Origin of the sequence: Pseudoalteromonas sp. MMG012 (assembly GCF_018100875.1) — a bacterium.
GTDB lineage: Bacteria > Pseudomonadota > Gammaproteobacteria > Enterobacterales > Alteromonadaceae > Pseudoalteromonas > Pseudoalteromonas aurantia.
Genome location: NZ_JAGJEF010000186.1, coordinates 1 through 1,391 on the forward strand (window position 1 = coordinate 1; position 1,391 = coordinate 1,391).

Annotated in this window: 1 protein-coding gene; it reads right to left on the reverse strand. The window is 45.2% G+C overall.

Annotated elements, in window-relative coordinates:
- Positions 1-275: 275 nt before the first annotated feature.
- Entirely contained in the window at positions 276-1,304 is a 1,029-nt protein-coding gene (locus J8L97_RS22905) for an IS110 family transposase (protein ID WP_211053027.1), read from the reverse strand.
- Between the last annotated feature and the right edge of the window lie 87 nt (positions 1,305-1,391).

A 1,391-nucleotide genomic window follows, 5' to 3' on the forward strand; every position in this document is an offset into this window, starting at 1 on the left:
CTGTATATGGTCTCCTCCATTATTGCAATCATAAACATTGTGATTTGACAGGGATAGGTTTGCGTTCGTATATCCGGCTTCTGTTTGAAACAACTATTGGTTTCGAGCCTCGATGAACTTCGCCCATACCGTCCTTATCGTTGACACGGGCTTTAATTAGCCCCTACGCCCCTATCAGGTTTTCGGTATGTCGGTATTACCTGTTTGTCATCTCTGGATGTTTAATCAGCAATCCTTAGAGTAGAGAGTTTATTGTTAACTTTTTCGATTATCCTTTATTGTGTAGTCATATGCACAGATTGATAATCTTGGTTATGTTTCAGCAGGGCCCAGCCAACTCTTGCCATCTTATTAGCCAACGCCACGGCGGCTTTGTTTTTACCCCGTGTACATTCAATTCGTTTTATCCAGCGCGCCAATGGCGTGTCCTTCTTCGCATGGGTACGCATGACGGCTCTGGCACCGTGTATCAATAATGTCCGTAAATACCCGTCGCCTCGCTTACTGATACCCAATAAGTTGTGTTTACCCCCCGAGCTATGCTGACGTGGTACAACACCTAGCGAGGCCGATACCGCCCGCCCGTTTTTAAATGTACTGCCATTGCCAACATGTTGATAAAACGCGCTGGCAGTAATGGGGCCAATACCTGGGATTTGCTGTAAACGTTGACAAGGCTCAGATTGGCTCAAGGTTTCTATTTGCTTGGTATAGGTCTTCACATGCGCATCCAGTTCTATTAGCTTCTGATAATGCTGTTTGAGCAGTGTCTTAAATAGGGCGCTTAACCCATTGTCCGCGTCATCCGCAAAGAGTTCAGGTAAGTGCTTGTACACATTTTTAATACCTTGGTTTAGTGTCACCCCGTATTCATACAATAAACCACGTATTGCATTAGCATTAGCTGTTCTGTCCCGCTCACACTTTTTACGTAACATATGTAAAGCCTGAATATCCTGCTGCTCCACCGTTTTTGTCGTCACAAAGCGCATTTGCGGGCGCACAACAGCTTCTGCTACTGCCAGTGCATCGTTGTAATCGGTTTTATTCCCTCGCACATAAGCTTTGACATGCTGAGGGGCTATTTGTTTTACCGTATGCCCTAACTTTGTTATCTCTCGTGCCCAGTAATGCCCACTGGCGCAAGCTTCTACTCCAACCAAGCAACACGGTAATTTGCGAAAGTAATGCAGAATTTCACTGCGACGCAACATGCGCTTACTCACTATCTTGCCCGCTTGGTTACAACACACAACGTGAGAAACATTTTTTGCCAAATCGATCCCAACGGTAGTAATATTCATAGTGGTCTCCTCTTCTTGTTAACTTGAATTATCAACTCCAAGTTTGGCACATTGCGATGCCGTTAGAGAGGAGGAGACCATCTCATC

Coding starts and splice junctions, on each gene's coding strand:
- J8L97_RS22905 (WP_211053027.1), bottom strand. CDS start 1,304: ATGAATATTACTACCGTTGGGATCGATTTGGCAAAAAATGTTTCTCAC.